Raw genomic sequence first — 20,562 nt, 5'->3', positions numbered from 1 at the left:
CGACCCATGAATATTGCCGTCCTCCCCGACTCGCCCACCACCGCGCCGCAGATGATCGATCCGCTCGATCATCTCGCCGACAAGCTGTTCCACCGCATGGGCGCCGACGGCGTCTATGCTCGCACCGCACTTTATGAGAGCATCGTCGAGAAGCTCGCCGCGCTGATCACCGGTCATCGCGAGGCCGGCACCGAGGTGATGCGCTTCCCGCCGGTGATGAGCCGCTCGCAGCTGGAGAAATCCGGCTATCTCAAGAGCTTTCCCAACCTGCTCGGCTGCGTCTGCGGCCTGCACGGCACCGAACGCGAGATCAACGCCGCGGTGAGCCGCTTCGATGCCGGCGGCGACTGGACGACTTCGCTGTCGCCGGCCGATCTCGTGCTGTCGCCGGCCGCCTGCTATCCGGTCTATCCGATCGCGGCGAGCCGCGGCCAATTGCCGAAGGGTGGCCTGCGCTTCGACGTTGCCGCGGATTGCTTCCGCCGCGAGCCGTCGAAGCATCTCGACCGGCTGCAATCGTTCCGCATGCGCGAATATGTCTGCATCGGCAGCCCCGACGACGTCGCCGATTTCCGCGAGCGCTGGATGGTGCGCGCGCAGAAGATCGCGACCGACCTCGGCCTCAGCTTCCGCGTCGACTATGCCAGCGATCCGTTCTTCGGCCGCGTCGGCCAGATGAAAGCGGTCAGTCAGAAGCAGCAGCAGCTCAAGTTCGAGCTGCTCATTCCGCTGCGCTCGGAAGAGCAGCCGACGGCGTGCATGAGCTTCAACTATCACCGCGAGCATTTCGGCACGACCTGGGGAATCCAGGACGCCGACGGCGAGCCGGCCCACACCGGCTGCGTTGCCTTCGGCATGGACCGTCTGGCCGTCGCCATGTTCCACACCCACGGCACCGATCTTTCCGCCTGGCCCGCCAAGGTGCGGGACGTCCTGAGCCTGCAGCCGCCTCTCGCGGCCGAGGCCCATGGCGAAGGCTGGCGCTGAAGCAACTCACGAGGCCGGCCATTTCCACGGGCAAGACGAGCGTGATCCATACCAAGGTCCGATGCCGCGAGATCACCGAGTCCGACGTCGACAAGATCGCGGACTTGCTGACGCGCGGCTTCGTCGGCCGTTCACGCGACTACTGGATCCAGGGTCTGCGCCGACAGGCCTTCCGGGCCGTGCCGGAGGGTTATCCGCGCTTCGGCTATATGCTCGACGACGACGGCACGCCGGTCGGCGTGCTGCTCTTGATCTACACCTCACGCAAGGAGGGCGAAGAGACCGCCATCCGGTGCAATTTGTCGAGCTGGTATGTCGACCCGGCCTACCGCAACTACGCGCCGCTGCTGACCAAGATCGCCCAGCGGCACAAGGACGTCACTTACTTCAACATCAGCCCCGCGCAGTGGACCTGGCCGATCATCGAAACGCAGGGCTTTCGCGCCTATTGCCGCGGCATATTCTTCTCCGTCCCTGCGCTAGCGCGCGTCCCGCGCTGGAACGAGATCGAGGTCATTCCGCCGCACGCCAAGGAGATCAAGGGGCTTTCCGAGACGGAGACCGAGCTTTTAACGCGACATGCGCGCTACAATTGCCTTAGCCTCGTCTGCCGCACGCCGAAGGGAACCTTCCCCTTCATCCTGCAACCGGTGCGCATCCGCCGCGGTTTCATCGCACCGCCCGCCATGAAGCTGATCTATTGCCGGAGCACCGCAGAATTTGCCGAATGCGCCGGCCGCATCGGACGGCTGCTGCTGCGGCTCGGCAAGATCGCGGTGGCCGTCGATGCCAACGGTCCGGTTCCCGGCCTCGTCGGCATCTACACCGAGCGGCGCGGCCGGAAATACTTCAGGGGCCCGCACCAGCCACAGCTCGGCGACCTCACCGACACGGAGCTCGTGCTGTACGGGCCGTAGAGCAACGCCCGGCTCTGTAAATCTGTACGAGCAGAGCGGGAATATCGCCGCGCTCGTCCGGAGCTACGGCGTATCGCCTTGGCAGCGGGCCGTTTACGCGTGCGCTCACCATCGCCGATCACCCTCCGTAAACTACGGCGCTTAAGGGAATTTTCCGGCCTGTTCGCTAGCCTCGGCGGCTGAATTAGGTTGCATCAAGTCTATTGCCCGCCGAGGCCCTGCCGACCCATGACGTCGACCCACGACAGCGAGCTTGGTACAGGTCTTGAGCAGGGCCCAGGCGCCCTGGTCGCGCTGAGCCAGCTTGCGCTCGACCACATGGAACAGGGCGTCTGCGTCTACGATGCCGACAACCGGATCGTGGTGACGAACCAGCGCTATCTCACGCTGTTCGACATGTCGGCCGAAATCGTGCGGGTCGGCACCAGCTATCGCGAGGTGCTCGCGCACAGCGCAAGCCGCGGCAACTTTCCGCAAGACCAGCTCGATGCGTTGTATTCGACGCGGATGGCGCAGATCGCCGCGGGCAAGCCGTTCCGCACCGAGCAAATGCTGGCGAGCGGCCTCGTCATGTCGCTCGAGCTGAAGCCGCTCCCCGGCGGCGGCTGGATGACGATCTGCGACGACGTCACCCGCCTCGCCCGGCTCGAAGCGGAACTGCTCGTGCAGACCGAGCGCAGCCAGCACGCGCTCGCCAACATGTCGCACGGACTGATCATGTACGACGTCGACAGCCGTGTCGTCGTCTGCAACGAACGGTTCCTGAAGCTCTACAACCTCGACCCCGAGATCGTGAAGCCCGGCGTCGCGCATTCCACGGTGATCGAGCACTGGATGTCGCGCGGCAACCTGCCGGGCATGTCGGGCGACGAATTCTACCAGAGCCGGCTGGAGGACGTGCGCAGCAGGAAGCCGAAGACGCTGCTGGTGATGCGCTACGACGGACGGATGGTGCAGGCGGTCTCCCGCTTCCTGCCCGACGGCGGCTGGGTGACGGTGCACGAGGACGTCACGGAGCGGCTGCAATACGAGGAAACGCTGCGGCAGCAGAATTTCATCCTCGATGCGGCGCTGGAGAACATGGCGCACGGGCTCGCCTTCTTCGACAGCGACATGCGGCTTCGGGTCTGCAACTCCACCTACCTCAAGATCTACCTGTTGTCGCCGGAGGAGACGCGCCCCGGCACACACCTCGCCGAGTTGATCGAGCGATCCATGGCGAACGGCGCGTTTTCCCCGGAATACAGCCCGCAGCAGATCCTCAAAGCCGCCCGCGCGCGGATCGCGAGCCGTGATTCCTCGCCGATGCGCCGGCGTATGTCGAACGACACGGTGATCTCGGTGCGCTATTGCGCGCTGGCCGAAGGCGGCTTCGTCGCCACCTATGAGGACATTACCGAGCGCGAGCGTGCGATCGAGGAGCTGAGCGAGCAGTACCGCCGGTTCGACGCGGCCCTGAACAACATGAGCCAGGGCCTGTGCATGCTCGACGGCAGCCTGCGCGTGATCGTCTGCAACCGCCGCTACATCGAGATGTACGGATTGTCGCCGGAGATCGTGAAGCCAGGCGTCTCGATGCGAGAGATCATGGAGCACAGCTGCGAGCTCGGTATCCATCCGAACATGACCGGCGCCAAGCTCTATGCCGACTACGTCGAGAGGCTGCGCGAGGGCGAGCACACGCTGCACCGCCATTTGAACGATGGCCGCATCATCAAGCTGAATCACAAGCGCATGGAGCATGGCGGCTGGGTCGTGACCTATGAGGACGTCACCGAGCGCCACAAGGCCCAGGCCCGGGTGGCCCACATGGCGCGGCACGATTCGCTCACCGACCTGCCCAACCGCACGCTGTTCCGCGAGAAGATGGGCGAGGGACTGAACCAGGTCGCGATCGCCGGCGGCGCCATGGCCGTGCTGTGCTTCGACCTCGACAATTTCAAGACCGTCAACGACCGCCTCGGTCACGCCGCCGGCGACCGCCTGCTGCGCTGGGTCGCGGCGCGTCTCAAGGAGAATGTCGGCGAGCACGACACCGTCGCGCGGCTTGGCGGCGACGAGTTCGCCGTTCTCCAGCGCGGGCCGCAGCCGCAATCGGCCGAGGCGCTCGCCCGCCGCCTGGTCGAGATCATCGGTCATCCGCCGCCGCTGGAAAGCCAGTCGATCCATGTCGGCGTCTCCGTCGGCATCGCGATCGCACCCGACCACGGACTCGATGCCGATGAGCTGATGAAATGCGCCGACCTCGCGCTGTACCAGGCCAAGGCCAAGGGGCGCGGAGCCTATCAGCTGTTCGAGCCCGAGATGGAGGAACAGGCGCGCAGCCGGCACGCGCTGGAGCAGGACCTGATCGGCGCGCTGGAAGGGCGTGAATTCCACCTGGTGTTCCAGCCGCAGATGCGGCTCGATTCCTCCGAGCTCACCGGCTTCGAGGCATTGCTGCGCTGGAAGCATCCCTCGCGCGGCTTCGTCTCTCCGGCCGAGTTCATCCCGATTGCGGAGGAGAACGGGCTGATCGTTCCGATCGGCGAATGGGTGCTGCGCACGGCCTGCGCCACCGCCGCGTCCTGGCCCGGCGTCACCGTCGCGGTGAACCTGTCTCCGGTGCAGTTCCGCTCCCGCGGGCTGGTGGCGATGGTCACGAGCGCGCTCGCGGAAGCCGGCCTGCCGCCGCAGCGGCTCGAGCTCGAGGTCACGGAGACGGCGCTGCTGGACGACAGCAAGGCGACCATCGACATCCTGCACCAGCTCCGCGCACTCGGGGTGCGCGTCAGCCTCGACGATTTCGGGGTCGGCTATTCCTCCCTGAGCTATCTGCGCAAGTTTCCGTTCGACCGCATCAAGATCGATCGCTCCTTCGTCGGAACGCTCGGCGAAAGCCCGGAGAGCGTTGCCATCGTCAGAACGATCGCGAGCCTCGGCTCCGTGCTCGGCGTCGAGACCACGGCGGAGGGCGTGGAAACCGAGGAACAGCTCGACTTCGTCCGCGAATGCGGCTGCACCGCGGTGCAAGGCTATTACTTCGGCAAGCCGTGTCTCGCCTCGGAAGTCGACCGCACCATCGAGACGCTGAACACGGTTCGGCGGGTGGCCTGACCCGCTTCGGCCGCTCAAATTCCGCCTCTCGGCACGCGGCCAAACGACGAATTGTCGCAGATGTCGGCTCTGTCGGCGTTAGCTGACCGACGGCCGCACAGCGATGCGCGCAACACGCTTTTCTTCTCCGTCAAATTCAGGAACAATCGCCTCGCAACGAGAGACGGCGCCCCCAGAGAGGCCGCCGCGAGGGAGGCTTTCGATGTCGGGATACGGGCTGAAGACGATTGCATTTGCCGCGGTGCACGCCGTCATGGGCGCATTGCTCTCCACGGCCGTTAATGCGCAGGACTACCCGACGAAACCGATCACGTTGATCGTGCCTTGGCCGGCCGGCGGATCGACTGATCTCTCGATGCGCGCGATCGCCGACAGCGCCTCGAAGGTGCTGGGCCAGCCGATCGTGATCGACAACAAGGCCGGCGGCAGCGGCACGGTCGGGCCCGCGACGATGGCGGCGGCGGCGAAGCCGGACGGCTATACCATCTCGCAGATCCCGATCACCGTGTTTCGTCTGCCCTTGATGCAGGAGGTGTCGTGGGATCCGGCAAAGGATTTCACCTATATCGTCCATCTCACCGGCTACACGTTCGGCGTGACCACCAGCGCGGAATCGCAGTTCAAGAGCTGGAAGGACGTGGTGGAGTTCGCAAAGGCAAATCCGGGCAAGGTGACCTATGCCACGCCCGGCGCCGGCACCTCGCTGCATATCGGCATGGAGCAGATCGCCGCGATGTCCGGCATCAAGCTGACCCAGGTCCCTTTCAAGGGCGGTGCGGAGACCAATGCCGCGGTGCTGGGACAGCACACCATGCTGCAGGCGGATTCCACGGGATGGCGGCCGCTGGTCGACGCCGGCAAGCTGCGGCTCCTGATGGTGTGGACCGGGGCACGGTCGCCGAACTATCCCGACGTGCCGACGCTGAAGGAGCTCGGCTATCCCATGGTCTATGATTCCCCGTTCGGTATCGCCGGCCCGAAAGGAATGGATCCCAAGATCGTCGCCAAGCTGCACGATGCCTTCAAGAAGGCAGTCGAGGATCCCGCGGTGATCGCCACGCTCGCGAAATACGACATGGTGCCGAACTACAAGAACACCGAGGACTACAAGAAGTTCATCGTCGAGGTCACGGCGTCCGAGCGCAAGGTGATCGAGACGCTCGGGCTCGCGAAGAAGTAGGATCGAGCTACTAGTGTGTCCCGGACGCGATGCAGCGCTTCTTCAGCGATGCACTGCAGAGCGGGGATCCACCCTTTCCTCCACACGCATGGGCCCCGGCTCTGCAGCGCACCGCTTCGCGCTGCGCTGCGTCCGGGGCACGAGAGATCGCGATGACCACCCGTACCAACGTCAAGCTCCGCCTCAGCAACTCCGAACTCTGGGGCGGGCTGATCGGGCTCGCACTCGGCGGCTTCGTGATCTGGTCGGGCTTGAAGCTCAAGCTCGGCACCATCAACGATCCCGGCCCCGGCTATGTGCTGTTCTACACGGGCATCCTGATGTGCGTGTTCGCGGGCGCCATCATCGTCTCGGCGATCACCGAGGGCGGGCCGACGCTGGCCTCGCGCTGGGAGAACGTGCGCTGGAGCAAGCCGCTTGTCCTCATCGCCTGCCTCACCGCATTCGCCTTCGCGCTGGAGCCGCTGGGATTCCTGCTGTCATCGATCCCGCTGATGCTGCTGCTGTTGCGGCTGATCGATCCGGTGCGCTGGACGCTGGCGATTCCGATCGCGCTGCTGGTGCCATTGGGCATGTGGTGGGTGCTCAAGCGACTGCTGTTGATCCAGTTGCCGTCAGGCCTGTTCGGGATCGGCTGACCCCATGGATACGCTCGTCAACGTGGTACATGGATTCGGCGTCGCGCTGCTGCCGGTCAACCTGCTCTATTGCTTCATCGGCGTCTTCATCGGCACGCTGGTCGGCGTGCTGCCCGGCATCGGCCCGATCTCGGCGATGTCGCTGCTGCTGCCTGTGACGCTGTCTGGAACGCCGGAATCCGGCATCATCATGATGGCCGGCATCTATTACGGCTCGATGTATGGCGGCTCGACCACCTCGATCCTGGTCAACATTCCCGGCGAAGCCGCCTCGGTCGTGACCTGCATCGACGGCCACCAGATGGCGAAGCAGGGCCGCGCGGGCCCCGCGCTCGGCATCGCCGCGTTCGGCTCCTTCGTCGCCGGCACCTTTGCGCTGGTTGCCTTGATGCTGGTGGCGCCGAGGCTTGCCAGCCTCGCCATTGCCTTCGGCCCGGCCGAGTATTTCAGCCTGATGGTGCTCGGCCTTGTCGTGCTCACCTTCCTCACCCAGGGCTCGATGCCGAAGGCATTGCTGATGGCGTGCATCGGCGTCGTGCTCGGGCTGATCGGGCTCGACAGCATCACCGCGCAGCCGCGGCTGACCTTCGGCCGCATGGAGCTGATCGACGGCATCGGCCTCGTGCCCGTGGTGATGGGCCTGTTCGGCGTCGCCGAGGTGCTGCTCAACACCGAGCAGGCGATCAAGCGCGACGTCATCAACACCAGGATCACCCATCTCCTGCCGAGCAAGGAGGACTGGAAGGCGAGCGCAGGTCCGGTCGGCCGCGGCACCATCCTCGGCTTTTTCCTCGGCATCCTGCCGGGCGGCGGCGCCGTGGTCTCGTCATTCGCGTCCTACGCGCTGGAGAAGCGGCTGTCGAAGACGCCTGAAAGGTTCGGCCATGGCGCGATCGAGGGCGTCGCCGGCCCGGAATCGGCGAACAACGCCGCGGCCGGCGGCGCCTTCATTCCGCTGATGACGCTCGGCATCCCGCCGAACGTGGTGATGGCGCTGCTGCTCGGGGCCTTCGTCATTCACGGCCTGCAGCCGGGCCCGCTGATGATCACGCAGAACCCCGGCCTGTTCTGGGGCATCGTCGCCAGCATGTATATCGGCAACGTCATGCTGCTGATCCTGAACCTGCCGATGATCGGCATGTGGGTGCAGCTGCTCAAGCTGCCCTACAACATCCTGTTCCCCCTGATCATCCTGTTCACGATCCTCGGCGTCTACTGCTCGAGCAACAACGTGTTCGACGTCTATGTGATGATCGCGTTCGGGATCATCGGCTATTTCATGCGAAAGCTCGGCTACGAGCCGGCACCGCTGGTGCTGGCCTTCGTGCTGGGTCCGATGATGGAGAACAATTTGCGCAAGTCGCTGATCCTGTCGCAGGGCGATCTCTGGACCTTCGTGCAGCGGCCGATCTCGGGCGCGTGCCTCGCGCTTGCCCTGGTGCTGCTGATCGCGCCGCTGCTGCCGTCGCTGCGCAAGAAGCGCGAGCTGGTGGCGCTGGACGAGGGGGCGTGAGGGTCTGTAGGGTGGATTAGCCGAAGGCGTAATCCACCACTTCTCTCTCGACGCGGATCGTAAAGTGGTGGGTTACGCCTTCGGCTAACCCACCCTACGCCATCTCAGCCCGCCGCAGGCAGCGCGCTGTCCGACGGCAGGCCCCATGGGCGCTCCGCCGATGCCAGCCCGATCAGGCGGCCTTGGATGTAGTCGCAGCCCCAATCGCGCAGCATGTTTGCGGCTTCGTCGTCCTGCACCCATTCGGCGACGGTCTTGATGTCGAGGCGGCGGGCGAGGTCGATCAGAGTCTGCACGAAGGCGCGGTCGTCGGCGGAATGGGTGATGTTCTGCACGAAGGCGCCGTCGATCTTGACGATGTCCACGCCGAGCTTGCGCAGATTGCGGAACGAGGTGTAGCCGGCGCCGAAATCGTCGATGGCGATGCGGCTGCCGAAATGCTTGAGGCGGCTGACGAAGGCGCGGACGTCGTCGATGTCCTGGATCGCGACCGTCTCGGTGATCTCGACGATCAGCCGCTCGGCAACGCCGGGATGGGCCAGCATCAGCGATTCGATCCCCGCCCACCAGTCCGGATCCATGGTCGTATCCGGCGAGATGTTGAGGCTGAGACAGACGTCGGGCGCCGCCGCGAGCTCGGCGACCACGAGCTCGAGCACGCGGTGATCGACCAGGCGGATCAGGCCGAGCCGTTCGGCGACCGGCACGATGTCGGGCGCGAGCAGCACCTGGCCGTCGCCCTGGTCCATCCGCACCAGGCATTCATGGAATGCGCGCTCGCGCGAGACAGCCGAGACCACGGGTTCATAGGCGAGCCTGATGCGGCGCTCGTTGAGCGCGGTGACGATCTCGTCGGTGACGCGGATGTTGACGCGGCGCTGTGCGTCGCGCGCGGCATCCGGACGCCAGGCCGCGAACGAGCCGGAGCGGCGGCGCTTGGCGGCGTCGAGCGTCTCATGGGCGCGGTTGACGGCCTCGTCGGTGTTGCGGGCATAACGCGGCAGGCTGACCGCGCCGATCGAGGCGGTGACCGAGACCGGACCGGATTTGGTCGGCACCACCTCGTCGCGGATGCCGGCGAGGAAGCGCTCGGCGGCCACGTTCATGTCGTCGACAGTGCAGTTCTTCAGGATCAGGCCGAACTTGTTGCCGGAGAAGCGCCCGAGCACGTCGCCGCCGCGCAGGCGCGCGCGAATGCGCTTGGCGACGTCGAGGATCACGGCGTCGGCGACGTCGAAGCCGAAGGCATCGTTGACGCGGGCGAGATGATCGATGCCAACCAGCATGAAGGCCGCTGTCGAGCGGAAGCGCGTCGTCTCCTCGATCGCCTCGGCCAGCGCCGCGATCAGATGCGAGCGGTTGAGCTCGCCGGTCAGCGGATCGAGCCGGGCCAGCCTACTCAATTCCTCGTCCCGGGCGTGGCGCTCATTGTTGATGCGGACGGAGCCGATCGCTCGCGTGGGACGGCCGTCGGGACCTGCGAACCAGCGGCCGGTCTCCTCGATCCAGATCACGGGATCGGAGGCGCTCATGCGCACGCCGTACTCGATTCGGTAAGGGGTGCCGTCGGCGCCGTGCACCGGGGACGTCAGTGCCAGTGCCGCCGTCCGCAGCGTTTGCGCGGGCTCGATCAGCTTGGCGAATTCGGCGCCGGTCGAAAGCCGCTCGGCGGGAATGCCGGGGAAAACGGCGCTGACCTGCTCACCCCAGACGATGGCATCGCTGGCGATATCCCAGGCGAACACGGCCTGACCGAGCGCGGCCAGGATGTCGGAGGCTTGCGGCAATCCAGGGGTCAAAGTCGCCTCGTTTCGGGACAGTGGAGAAGTCCTGAGCCGGCACAGGATAGAGCCAGATTCGCTGCCGAACCTAGGCAAAGTTGATAAACAATTTGGAAACCACGTTTCCGAAGGCGTCGGAACCAATCCGGTCCGGCCGGCATAGGCCTTGCGAGTACAGGACTCGCACCGGCGCCTGCGTCCCGAAACGCGACAGTCTCGCCGGATCAACGGTGATTGCGATGTTGGGTACTGATCGACCGGACGCGGCGGACAACGGCACAGGCACGGCCCTGGTGCCGCTGATGCCGACGTTGCAGTGGGTCCGCAAGGCGCCGCTGCCGCGCCCCGATCCGAGCTTCGTCACACAATTGATCGCCAATGCCGAGCAGCTGCCGCAAACGAGCCGGCTCCGCCGCGCCTCTCCCGAGGATGCGCTGATGGCCTATGGCAGCAAGCGCCCGCTCGGAACCGTCAGCGCGCGCACGCGTCAGGTGGCTTAAGATTGATTGAAGTGAGAGCGCGCTTCTTACCTCTCGCCGCTTGCGGGGAGAGGTCGGATCGCCTCGGCGATGCGAGCATCGTCCGGTGCGATCCCGGGTGAGGGGTAGAGGTCCCGCGGCTATCGCATCCGCGGAGAGAGGCCCCTCACCCCAACCCTCTCCCCGTGAGAACGGTGCGAGGGAGCACACTGCCGCGGCGGTGAGATGCGAGCCAATTCAGAGAAATCAGCGCGGCGGCGTGTCGGAAGACGGCGTGCCGTTCCCCGGCTGCAGCTGCGGCGAGGGAATTTCCGGCGAGGGGGCGCCCTGCACTGGCTTGGGCGCCGGGTGATCCATCAGCACGGATTCGGCGACGGATTGCGCGGTAGGCGCGGACGGCGCCGGCTGCGGCGCAATCACAGGCTCGAACTTGCGCTCGGACTCCACATCCTCCACCGGCGCTTCGCCCCTGCGCTTGGCCTTGCGCGGCGCCGGCACCGTGGTCTCGGCGACATAGGTGACGCGGCGGCGCGTGCGCTGGGCGATGCCCGCGAAGAAGTCCGCCATCGCCAGCAGCACCAGCAGAAAGAAGGTGGAGTTGCCGAATTTGGGCCACATCACGAATTCGGCAGCGGCCGCGCCGAAGATGATCAGCGACAGCAAATGATCCATCAGGAATTTCGAGCCCGGCCGCGCACCCTTGACCACCTCTAACAGCAGCAAGACGACGCCGAGCGCGAGCAGGAGATCGGCGAGCGTGACCGGCCAGACCTCTCCGGACACCATAGGCACCTTGAACAGCACGTCCGTGAAGGACACGGTCGGCATCAGGAAGGCGATGATGTTGTAGACCGCGAGCGGAATCAGGAGCAGCGGGAAACCGACCATCGGCTTGATGCCTTCTCGATCAAGATATCCGGACAGAACAATGCAGCGGCGAAGCATCCGCTCCGCCGCCGTCACCGTCTATCTCATGGGTTGGCCGAAATCGGGCGGGTCCGATCTCCCGCCCGAGAAAGATCCTGGCTTCAGGACTCTTTCTTCTTCAGGACCTGACGGCCCTTGTACATGCCGGTCTTGAGGTCGAGATGGTGCGGACGACGGAGCTCGCCGGAGTCCTTGTCTTCCACATAGGTCGGCTTCTTGATGGCGTCCGCCGAGCGGCGCATGCCACGGCGCGACGGCGAGGTTTTTCTTCTCGGAACGGCCATTTCAATATCCTCTAGGGATTGGTGTCATCAGGGCATCGTCCGCGAAGGGACGGCTCAGCACCCGCAAATAACGAGGCGAGCTGAATGCCGATCAAGGCCGCGCTTATAGAGGAAGGCTGGCCGTAAAGCTAGGCTCTTGGGCCGGAAAATGCGCCCGGAACGGGCCAAAAATCAGCGATTTTCGCGCCAGCAGGTCGCAAGCGAGCTCGCCTGCCCCCGCGCCATATAGGTGGCGGCCAGCCGCCGGACGCCCGGTCCCGGGGTCCGGGCGCTGCGCTTGACCGGATTCGGCAGGATTGAGGCCAGAAGCGCCGCCTCGCGGGGCGAGAGGCTTTCGGCCGATTTGCCGAAGGCATAGGCGCTGGCCGCCTCGACCCCGAACTGCCCCTGCGGGCCGAGCTCGGCGATGTTGAGGTAGATTTCGAGAATCCGCTGCTTGGGCAGGACGAGGTCGATCCATAGCGCCAGCGGGAATTCGAGCGCCTTGCGAACGAAGTCGCGCCCCTGCCAGAGGAACAGGTTCTTCGCGACCTGCTGGGTGATGGTGGAGGCGCCCCGGAAGGCGGTGCCGTCCTCCCTGGCGTCGTCGATCGCCTCGCGCAGCGCCCCCCAATCGATGCCGTGATGCTTGCAGAAATGGGCATCCTCGGCCGCCACCACCGCGCGCGGCAGAGAGGGCGACATATCAGCGAGATCGATCCACTCCCGATGCACCGGCGCGCCGCGCAAGCTGCGCCAGGCCATCAACGTCGAAACTGGGTGACCGGTGCGGTAGAACGGCGCGATCACATAGGGCGCGAGGACCACGAGCGCGAGCACCACCAGCAGGATTTTGACGATGCGCAAATCGACCTTTCCGGTGCAAACTGAAGAGCGGCCACGGGCTGGAGTATTAAGTCTGTGATAATTCGGGCCTTTTCCAGCACTTTTTAGGCCTTCCAAACGATTGACTGGCGCGGGCGCATAAAGGATTGTCCCGCCGAATTTTAGTTCTGGAGCCCTTCTTGATGACCGGCACGTCCCCGTCCGATTTCGCCAAACGTCTGGACAAGACCGCTGATGACACCGAAGCCCTGCTCGGGCGCCTGCTGTCGGACGACATCCTGCATGACGAAATCGCCCGGCCCAAGCGACTGATGGACGCAATGCGCTATTCGAGCCTGAACGGCGGCAAGCGCCTGCGGCCGTTCCTGGTGGTCGAGAGCGCCGCCGTGTTCGGCGTGCCGCGCGAGGCGGCATTGCTCGTAGGCGCCGCGCTCGAATGCATCCATTGCTACTCGCTGATCCATGACGACCTGCCGGCCATGGACAATTCGGACCTGCGCCGTGGCCGCCCCACCCTGCACAAGCAGACCGACGACGCCACCGCGATCCTCGCCGGCGACGGCCTCCTGACGCTCGCCTTCGACATCATCACCCGCGACGAGGTCCATCGCGACGCCAATGTGCGGCTGCTCTTGACGCGCGCGTTAGCGCGCTGCGCCGGCATCGGCGGCATGGTCGGCGGGCAGATCCTCGATCTCGCCGGCGAAGGCCGCTTTGGCGGCAACGAGCCGATCGACGTCGCCCGTATCCAGCAGATGAAGACCGGCGCGCTCTTGCGCTACGGCTGCATTGCCGGCGCGATCCTCGGCCAGGCCTCGAAGGCGGAATATCAGGCGCTCGACGATTACGGCCGCGCGCTCGGCGAAGCCTTCCAGATCGCCGACGATCTGCTCGACGTCGAGGGCGATGCGGCCGCGCTCGGCAAGCCGGCCGGCGCCGATGCCGCGCTCGGCAAGACCACCTTCGTAACCCAGCTCGGGATCGAAGGCGCCAAGCAGCGCGTGCGCGACCTGCTCGCGCGCGCCGACAGCGCCGTCTCGATCTTCGGCGACCGCGCCGCAATTTTGCAGGCCGCCGCGCGTTTCGTGGCCGAGCGGAAGAACTGAGCTAAAGCGCGATGCGATTAGGATGAATCGTCATCGCGCTTTAGGTTATTGTTCGAGTGGTCAGGAAAGCCGTGCCATTTCAGTTGCAGACCTCTGCATTGGCGTCGACGTGGGGGCCGCCGCCGCCGCGATAGACGAGACGGCAACCGGGCCTTACAGGCCGGCAGAGCAGAGCGTTGCAAAAGATCTGACCACTGCCGCTCGAGGCACGACCCGCGCCAGCCGCCGCAGCTGCACCGTAGCCGCCCGCTCCAGCACCGGCCCGCTGCCGCGCGGGGCGGTCCTCGCCGTCGTCGCGCCGCGAGGTCGCGGGCTTTGACGCGGGCTTGGCGGCGCGCTTCCTCTCGCATTCATTGTCGTCGTTCAGCACATAGCCGTTGCCGCAAACGATCCTGGTGCACTTGTCGCCTTCGACCTTGAAACCGTGCTCGCAGACCAGCGGGCAGACCCGCGACGGCTTGGCCTTGACCGCATCGAGCGCGTCGGTGCTCGCCACCTTCACGTCGAGCTTGGTGCCGGCATAGCGGTTGAACTGCGACAGCGACCGCTGCGAGGACGTATTCCAATTGCCGTCGGCCTGCCCGGAGAAGCAGCCGACGCGGCCGAGCTCGCTCTGCACCGAGCGGTTGAGATCGGCCGGCGCGGTCGCCGGGGTGAGGGCGGCGACGTTGGTGCCGGAGGCGTTCGTGGTGTTGCCCGGCGCAACGCCCGGCGCCGTGGCGGCGAGGTTGACGCGCTGTTGCTCGGCGGCGGCCGCCTGCTGCTGTGCCTGCTCCTTGGCCTTCTGCGCGGCAAGCTGCGCCTGCTCGGCGGCCTTCGCATCGGCCGCGGCCCTGGCTTGCGCATCCTTCTGCGCGCCGAGCGCAGCAAGGCGGTCGCGCTCGGCCTCGGCCTGCTTCGCTTTCGCGATCGCCGCCGCATGCGCCTGCTCCGCGCCGATCTTCTCGAGCTGGAGCTTGGCAAGGCTCGCATAGAACCCGTCGGGATGCTGGGCGAGGAAGGCTTCCCAAGCCGGCCGGTTGCCGACCTGGAGCGCGAGCTCGTAGTCGCGGCGGATATCGGCCTGGGGATTGGCTACGGGCGCCGCCGGCGCCAGCTTGACCGGCACCAGCGGCACGTCCTCGCCACCCAGCGAGCCGTAGACGAACGGCTCCTGCTTGTTGCCGGTCGACTTCAGCACATCGTCGCGCACGAAGCCGAAGGCGCGGCGGACGTCGAGGCCCGGCGTCGTCAGATGCTTCGACAGCGCGATGGTGAACGGGCTGTTGGCACCGTCGCCGTCCTGCGCGGTGAAGCCGGCCTTGGCCGAATAGGCGATCAGCGTGTTGGGGCTGGACGGCTCGACCTGGGCGAGGCCGCGGCCGATGCCGCGCGAAGCGACCGTGCGCTTCATCCGTTTGCTGAACGGATTATCGCGGCAGGCATCGAGGATCACCAGACGCAATTGCTTGGCGGGCTCGACCGCGACCAGGACACGGTCGAGGGAGAGCGCCTCGTCAAAGACGTCGGTGTCCCGCTCGAGCTTGGCATCCACCGGGATCAGATAGTTCGAGCCCTCCACCTCGATGCCGTGGCCGGCGTAGTAGACCACGGCGATTTCGGCGTCGCGGGTCGCGTCGGCGAAGTCGCGGAGCACGCGCCGTGTCTCCAGCGCCGACAGATCGTGCCGGGAGTCGACGACGTCGAAGCCGGCCTCCTTCAGGGTTTTGGCCATCACCGACCCGTCATTGACAGGATTGGCGAGCGAGGGCGCGTGCTGATAGGCCGAATTGGCCAGCACCAGCGCCACGCGCTTTCCGGCAACAGCCGGCCCGGCGCCGAACATCAGGCCGAGGGCGACGAAAAGCGGACAAAGTCTGAGCAAGCTGCGCATGACACGACTTCCGATGGTTCCGGGCCGTCCGGCCCTTTGGGACCGCTTTAGCAACATCCTCCGCCGGCGCTTGTGATGGAGGTCACGAAGCGGACCCCGACGGCAGGCCGTACGACCTCTCTTGTTTGTCGCGCCAGCGCTGTCGCGGTTCGCCAACGGACGGCGGTGCGGACCGGGTTCCGTCAGACAACCCCGATGTGCTCCCGATATTGCGGCAGATCGTCCGCAATTTCATGCCAAGGCGCCTTCGAGCCGACGAAAATATGGGCGCTCGGCCGGATCGAGGGGGCATCGACCAGGGTTCCCATGGCGACGTGGACCCACTCTCCTTCCCGGACCCGGGAATAGAGCAGCGAGCCGCAGCGGCCACAATGCGCGTCATGGGTGGTGTCGTCGCCGAAAATCATCCGGAGGTCGCCACCCCCTGACAATACGAAGCCTGTCTTGCCGGATGCCGGCGAAGGGCTTGAAGGCGGCACCGGTGGTGCGCCGGCAGTTCGAGCAGTGGCAGTTCATCGCATAGGCGAACGCATCGGCCACCTCGAAGCGCACGGCGCGGCAAAAGCATTCGCCGACAAGAATGCGAGCGTTCGAATTTTCTGATTCTGTCATCGTGACGCCTTCGCGCAAATCGCTGACACACCCATAGCGCATTTCGACGTGTACGACTAAGTTGGCCCGAAGCCATCATGCAAAGGAACGATCCATGAGCCAGGACCGGTCGAGCGTCGAAGCCGTCGTGCAATCCTATTTTGACGGACTTTACGAGGGCGACGCCGACAAGCTCGGCGCCATCTTCCATCCCTCCGCCGATCTGCGCTGGGTCGAAAAGGGCGAGCTCCAGGTTCTGACCGTGTCGGACTGGCTCGACCGCGTGCGCAAGCGCACCTCGGCCAAGGCCGAAGGCAAGCCGCGCGAGGACTTCATCGTCACCATCGACCGTTCGGACGACAAGACCGCTTTCATCAAGGTGCGCTGCCAGCTGCCGCCGCGCTATTTCACCGATTATCTCGTGGCGATGAAGCTCGCCGACGGCTGGCAGATCGTGTCGAAGTCGTACCGATATGATTTGAGGGAGTGACGGGCGCCGTCCTGCTGCCCGAATTCGGACGCACTCGCTATCCAATTCTCCGTCATTGCGAACGCAGCGAAGCAATCCAGAATCTCACCGCGGAGACAGTCTGGATTGCTTCGCTGCGCTCGCAATGACGATGCGGATGCAGCGTTCACTCCATCTCCCACCCCTGCGCGCCTGGAAATCACCATGCTTGTCGACCGCCGCTCCCTGCTCGCCTCATTCGCCTGGTTGGCCGCCTCTCCTGTGCTCGCCGGGGATGCCCCATCAGAATTCGAATCCTACGAGCGCGAGAGCGGCGGGCGGATCGGGCTCTATGCGGAGAATCTCGCAACCGGCAAGAAGCTCGCCTGGCGCGCCGACGAACGGTTCGTGATGTGCTCGACGTTCAAGGCTTCGCTCGCCGCCAACGTGCTGGCGCGGGTCGATCGCGGCGAGGAGCAACTCGCGGCCATGATCCGCTATGGCCAGGCAGATCTGCTGGAATACGCGCCGGTGGCGAGGGAAAATCTCGCGGCCGGCAAGATGTCGGTCGGCGAGATGTGCAAGGCCATCGTCGAGCTCAGCGACAACACCTGCGCCAATCTGCTGCTGGCGCGGATCGGCGGCCCCGCCGTGCTGACCGCATTCTGGCGGTCGCTCGGAGATACCACCTCGCGGCTCGACCACAACGAGCCCGAGCTCAACCGCTCGCAGCCCGGCGACCCCCGGGACACCACGACGCCGGCGGCGATGGCGGGAAATTTGCGCCGGCTGGTCACGGGCGAGGCGCTGTCGCCTGCTTCGCGGACCCTGCTCACCGACTGGATGGTGAACTGCAAGACCGGCGCAAACCGCCTGCGTGGCGGACTCCCGGCAGGCTGGAAGATCGGCGACAAGACCGGCAACAACGGCAAGGACGCCTCGGGCGACATCGCGGTCGCCTGGCCGAAGCCGGATACGCCGATCCTGATCGCGGCCTATACCCAGGGCGGCACGCCGAACGCGACGCAGATCACATCCGCGTTCGCGCGGATTGGGCGGATGGTGGCCGAACGGCTGGCGTGAGCCGCGCATTGACCTAGCCGTCGCTTCCGGGTCAAGACAGACCATCATGGAAGCGAAGTTTCAGACCTTTCTCATCCTGCTTGCCGTGCTGGCAGGCGTGGCACTGGCCGCACGCCGCTTCAACGTCGCCCCTGCCATCCTGCTGATGCTGGCGGGCGTCGGCCTTGCTTTCGTGCCGGGCATGCCGACGGTGGAGCTGCCGCCGGAGCTGGTGCTGCTGGTGGTGCTGCCACCACTGATCTACTCGGCCAGCGTCGCGATGAGCTGGCGCGAATTCAAGAAGAACCTGCGTCCGATCGTGCTGCTCGCGGTCGGCGCCGTGATCTTCACCACGGCGATGGTGGCGGCCGCCACGCATTATATGATCGGCCTGCCCTGGACCGTCGGCTTCCTGCTCGGGGCCATCGTCGCGCCCCCCGACGTGGTGGCGCCGCTCGCGATCGCCCGCCGCCTGAACATGCCGCGCCGCATCCTGGTCGTGCTCGAGGGCGAAGGTCTCGCCAACGATGCCACCGCGCTGATCCTCTACCGCTTCGCGCTCGCCGCGATCCTCATCGGCCACTTCTCGCTGCCGCTCGCGGCCGGTGAATTCCTCCTCATCGTCGCCGGCGAGATCGCCTTCGGCATCGGCGTCGGCTGGCTCTCCTTGCGCCTTCGCAAATGGTCTGGAGATCCGCAGGTCGAGCTGACACTGTCACTGATCACGCCCTATGTCTCGTACTGGCTGCCCGAGCATGTCGGCGGCTCCGGCGTGATCGCAACCGTAGCCTGCGGGCTCTACGTCAGCTGGAACGGCCCATTGCTGATCTCCTCGGCGACGCGCCTGCAAGGCATCTTCTTCTGGGATCTCGTGATCTACCTGATCGAGGGCATGCTGTTCCTGCTCACCGGCTTCCAGATGCGCGCGCTCTACGAGAAATCGAAGACTTTTCCGCTCGACGACATTCTCATCGCAACTGCATTGGTCCTGGTGATCGTCGTGATCGCGCGTTTTGCCTGGCTCTATCCCGCAACTTATCTGCCGCGAATGCTCTCCAGGTCGCTGCGCGAGCGCGATCCGTCGCCGCCATGGCAATGGCCGTTCGTGCTCGCCTTTACCGGCGTGCGCGGCGCGGTGTCGCTCGCCGCCGCGCTGGCGCTGCCGTTCACGCTGCCGAACGGCGAAGCGTTTCCGTATCGCGACCTGATCCTGTTCGTCGCGTTCGGTGTCATCTTCGTGACGCTGATCGGCGTCGGCCTGACGCTGCCGCCGATCGTGCGGTGGCTCGGCGTCGCCGAGGCCGGTCGTCACGAGCATGCTACCGAGCACGAAGCGGAGATCGCCGCGCGCCGTCAGGCGCTGGAGGCCGCGCTGAAATCGCTCGATGCGCTCACTGCGGAGAAAGCGGTTTCCGACGAGGTGATGCGGCTAATGCGCGCCCGCCACGACATCCGCCTCAACCAGCTCCCAGACTCGCTCAATCCCAACCGTCACGACGTCTCCGCCGCCGGCACCGCTCTGACCCGCGACCTGATCGCCGCCGAGCGCAAGTTCATCCACAACCTGCTGCGCGACGGCCAAATCACCGACGAGACGCGCCGGCGGATCGAGCGCGATCTGGATCTGGAGGAGGCGAGCCTGGCGAATAGGGAATATCGCGGCGGGCCGCTGTAGCTTCCTCGTCATTGCGAGCGCAGCGAACCAATCCAGACTGCCGCCGCGGAAAGACTCTGGATTGCTTCGCTGCGCTCGCAATGACGACTCCTTACCGCTTCTCGCAAAACTCCCTCATCGCAGCCGCAACGGCGCCCGCGACAGTCTCCTGCCGCTCCGGCGAGTTCATCTCCATTTCCTCGTCGCGATTGATGATCGAGCCGGCCTCGAGCAGCACGGCGGCGCTTCGCGTGCGCGACAGCACGACCAGGCCGTCATAGCGATAGACGCCGACATCCTTGTCGAGCAGCTGGCGCCGGTAGCGGCCCATCACTGGCAGGGTGTACTGGCTCGCATAGTTCAGGCCCTGCTCCTTCAGCTGCTTGCCGATCATGCGGGCCAGCATCAGGCTGGTGGCGAAGTGCGGATTCTGCCGCGATACGAATAGCGAATGGCCCGAAAAGCGATCGCTGAAATAGCTCTTTGCGCCGTCGAATTCCCAGGTCTCGAGCAGCTTGTCCGGCACCGAATCATGATGGACCGACAGAAACAGATCGGCGCGGCCTTCATTCGCAGCACCGACGCGCTTGAACAGGCTCGGCCGTGCCTTGCCATCGGTGACGAGGAGGCGGGTTGCGGCAAAGCCTTCGGATTTGAGCTTGGCCGTGATGAGCCGTGCGAGGCGGAAGTTGTAGCCGAACTCCGGATCGTTGCGGGCGCTGAGCGCACCGTAGGAGTCCGGGGTGTGGCCGACATCGACGACGATCCGGAATTTGGGCGTCTCACACCTGAACGAAGGTGAGGGTTTCGGCCCAAGTTTCGCACTCTTTCGCGCGATAGCAGCCTCGCCGGCCTCGACGAATGCAAGCGATGACATAACGATCGAGGCGACCAGCGCGACGATGACGCTCCGTAGGTGCCTCAAGCGCTACTCCGCTGCTGCTCACGCATGCCGGTGCCGGCACGGCTTTCGGTGAGGAAGTTGAAGTCCCCCGGCACGAAGCACGCCCCGATCTTCGAAGGTGCTTTTTGCTCTTGATCAACTTGACGCAGGGAGGTCCGAGCGTCAACGCGCCGTCTGACCCCAGGACGCCCTGTCTTGGCGATCAGGCCGGCCATCGCGCGAGCAACCAACTATTTGAGAAAAAATGAAAATCCCGATTGTGTCGCCGCGCGATGCGGCACTGGCAATCGCGCGGTT

Annotated in this window: 17 protein-coding genes and 1 pseudogene; 11 read left to right on the top strand and 7 right to left on the bottom strand. The window is 65.5% G+C overall.

Features of this window, described 5'->3' with window-relative positions; genetic code table 11:
* Window positions 1–6: 6 nt before the first annotated feature.
* The 6 genes from ACM43_RS17885 to ACM43_RS17860 all read left to right on the top strand — a co-directional run bounded on the left by ACM43_RS17885 (window position 7) and on the right by ACM43_RS17860 (window position 8,331).
* Window positions 7–987 carry an amino acid--[acyl-carrier-protein] ligase gene (locus ACM43_RS17885; protein ID WP_271541755.1) on the top strand — a complete coding sequence of 327 codons (981 nt, stop codon included), beginning with the start codon at window positions 7–9 and terminating at the stop codon, window positions 985–987.
* Window positions 988–1,028: 41 nt separating this feature from the next.
* Window positions 1,029–1,904 (top strand): acyl-CoA acyltransferase, encoded by an 876-nt coding sequence (locus tag ACM43_RS17880; RefSeq protein ID WP_271541753.1) that lies wholly within the window; start codon window positions 1,029–1,031, stop codon window positions 1,902–1,904.
* A 228-nt stretch (window positions 1,905–2,132) separates the two neighbouring features.
* Entirely contained in the window at window positions 2,133–5,000 is a 2,868-nt protein-coding gene (locus tag ACM43_RS17875; RefSeq protein WP_271541751.1) for a PAS-domain containing protein, read from the top strand.
* Window positions 5,001–5,202: 202 nt separating this feature from the next.
* Window positions 5,203–6,180, top strand: a complete 978-nt coding sequence (locus ACM43_RS17870) for a tripartite tricarboxylate transporter substrate binding protein (protein WP_271541750.1) — start codon at window positions 5,203–5,205, stop codon at window positions 6,178–6,180.
* A 152-nt stretch (window positions 6,181–6,332) separates the two neighbouring features.
* Window positions 6,333–6,818 carry a tripartite tricarboxylate transporter TctB family protein gene (locus ACM43_RS17865; RefSeq protein WP_271541748.1) on the top strand — a complete coding sequence of 162 codons (486 nt, stop codon included), beginning with the start codon at window positions 6,333–6,335 and terminating at the stop codon, window positions 6,816–6,818.
* A 4-nt stretch (window positions 6,819–6,822) separates the two neighbouring features.
* Entirely contained in the window at window positions 6,823–8,331 is a 1,509-nt protein-coding gene (locus ACM43_RS17860; RefSeq protein ID WP_271541746.1) for a tripartite tricarboxylate transporter permease, read from the top strand.
* Window positions 8,332–8,435: 104 nt separating this feature from the next.
* On the opposite strand, the gene ACM43_RS17855 is transcribed toward ACM43_RS17860, so the two are convergent.
* A complete protein-coding gene (locus ACM43_RS17855) occupies window positions 8,436–10,130 on the bottom strand; it encodes a bifunctional diguanylate cyclase/phosphodiesterase (protein ID WP_271541744.1) in 1,695 nt (564 codons plus the stop codon).
* A gap of 221 nt (window positions 10,131–10,351) precedes the next feature.
* On the opposite strand from ACM43_RS17855, the gene ACM43_RS17850 reads away from it, so the two are divergent.
* Complete coding sequence (locus ACM43_RS17850) at window positions 10,352–10,612, top strand: hypothetical protein (RefSeq protein ID WP_271541742.1); 261 nt, start codon at window positions 10,352–10,354, stop codon at window positions 10,610–10,612.
* A 225-nt stretch (window positions 10,613–10,837) separates the two neighbouring features.
* On the opposite strand, the gene ACM43_RS17845 is transcribed toward ACM43_RS17850, so the two are convergent.
* The 3 genes from ACM43_RS17845 to mtgA form a co-directional block, all read right to left on the bottom strand.
* Complete coding sequence (locus ACM43_RS17845) at window positions 10,838–11,479, bottom strand: hypothetical protein (RefSeq protein ID WP_271541740.1); 642 nt, start codon at window positions 11,477–11,479, stop codon at window positions 10,838–10,840.
* A gap of 140 nt (window positions 11,480–11,619) precedes the next feature.
* On the bottom strand, window positions 11,620–11,802 hold the full coding sequence (rpmF, locus tag ACM43_RS17840; protein ID WP_007598106.1) for a 50S ribosomal protein L32: 183 nt from the start codon (window positions 11,800–11,802) through the stop codon (window positions 11,620–11,622).
* Window positions 11,803–11,973: 171 nt separating this feature from the next.
* The gene (gene mtgA / locus ACM43_RS17835; protein WP_271541738.1) at window positions 11,974–12,648 is read right to left on the bottom strand and encodes a monofunctional biosynthetic peptidoglycan transglycosylase; all 675 of its coding nucleotides are present in this window, start codon (window positions 12,646–12,648) and stop codon (window positions 11,974–11,976) included.
* 161 nt (window positions 12,649–12,809) lie between these two features.
* Between mtgA and ACM43_RS17830 the strand changes: the two genes are divergently transcribed.
* Window positions 12,810–13,733, top strand: coding sequence for a polyprenyl synthetase family protein (locus ACM43_RS17830; RefSeq protein WP_109142099.1), 924 nt, complete (start codon window positions 12,810–12,812; stop codon window positions 13,731–13,733).
* Between the two features lie 79 nt (window positions 13,734–13,812).
* Here ACM43_RS17830 and ACM43_RS17825 read toward each other — a convergent pair whose 3' ends face one another.
* Both ACM43_RS17825 and ACM43_RS17820 read right to left on the bottom strand, forming a co-directional pair.
* Entirely contained in the window at window positions 13,813–15,606 is a 1,794-nt protein-coding gene (locus ACM43_RS17825; protein ID WP_271541735.1) for a caspase family protein, read from the bottom strand.
* A gap of 182 nt (window positions 15,607–15,788) precedes the next feature.
* A pseudogene (locus tag ACM43_RS17820) lies at window positions 15,789–16,218 on the bottom strand (GFA family protein).
* Window positions 16,219–16,312: 94 nt separating this feature from the next.
* Here ACM43_RS17820 and ACM43_RS17815 point away from each other — a divergent pair.
* From ACM43_RS17815 to ACM43_RS17805, 3 genes are all read left to right on the top strand, one after another.
* A complete protein-coding gene (locus ACM43_RS17815; RefSeq protein ID WP_271541733.1) occupies window positions 16,313–16,687 on the top strand; it encodes a nuclear transport factor 2 family protein in 375 nt (124 codons plus the stop codon).
* A 183-nt stretch (window positions 16,688–16,870) separates the two neighbouring features.
* The gene (gene bla, locus ACM43_RS17810; protein ID WP_271541731.1) at window positions 16,871–17,728 is read left to right on the top strand and encodes a class A beta-lactamase; all 858 of its coding nucleotides are present in this window, start codon (window positions 16,871–16,873) and stop codon (window positions 17,726–17,728) included.
* A 46-nt stretch (window positions 17,729–17,774) separates the two neighbouring features.
* On the top strand, window positions 17,775–19,382 hold the full coding sequence (locus ACM43_RS17805; RefSeq protein ID WP_271541729.1) for a Na+/H+ antiporter: 1,608 nt from the start codon (window positions 17,775–17,777) through the stop codon (window positions 19,380–19,382).
* 91 nt (window positions 19,383–19,473) lie between these two features.
* On the opposite strand, the gene ACM43_RS17800 is transcribed toward ACM43_RS17805, so the two are convergent.
* Entirely contained in the window at window positions 19,474–20,238 is a 765-nt protein-coding gene (locus ACM43_RS17800) for an N-acetylmuramoyl-L-alanine amidase (protein ID WP_442869317.1), read from the bottom strand.
* Window positions 20,239–20,562: the final 324 nt, after the last annotated feature.

Origin of the sequence: Bradyrhizobium sp. CCBAU 45321 (assembly GCF_028128975.1) — a bacterium.
GTDB classification, from domain to species: domain Bacteria; phylum Pseudomonadota; class Alphaproteobacteria; order Rhizobiales; family Xanthobacteraceae; genus Bradyrhizobium; species Bradyrhizobium yuanmingense.
Note: the sequence above shows the minus strand (reverse complement) of the source record. Positions and strands in the feature narration are given on the sequence as shown.